Source organism: Chryseobacterium sp. SIMBA_028, assembly GCF_046535285.1.
GTDB lineage: Bacteria > Bacteroidota > Bacteroidia > Flavobacteriales > Weeksellaceae > Chryseobacterium.
Genome location: NZ_JAWRWZ010000835.1, coordinates 1 through 235, shown reverse-complemented (window position 1 = coordinate 235; position 235 = coordinate 1). Strand labels below are relative to the sequence as shown.

Sequence of the window (235 nt, the reverse complement as noted above, 5' to 3'; positions counted from 1 at the left end):
GGTTCTTCTTCTTTTATGGTTTGTAGGTTTGTAGTCCTGCCAAAGAACCTGTACGCTCTTGTTTTCCTCTAATTCTGGGTTGGTTTCTGCGAAATCGATTCCCATGCTTGTAAATCGGACAAAAATTTCTTTGAAAATAATAGCGGTTACGCCACGTCTCTGATATTCAGGGTGAATTCCGATAAGGTAGAAATTAGCACGGTCATTTTTCTTACTTGCCTGTAAAAAATGCCAC

The 235-nt window shown here is 39.6% G+C and carries 1 pseudogene; it reads right to left on the bottom strand.

The features are described from left to right. Positions 1-235, bottom strand: a pseudogene (locus tag SCA31_RS25550) (GTP cyclohydrolase); the annotation flags it as partial.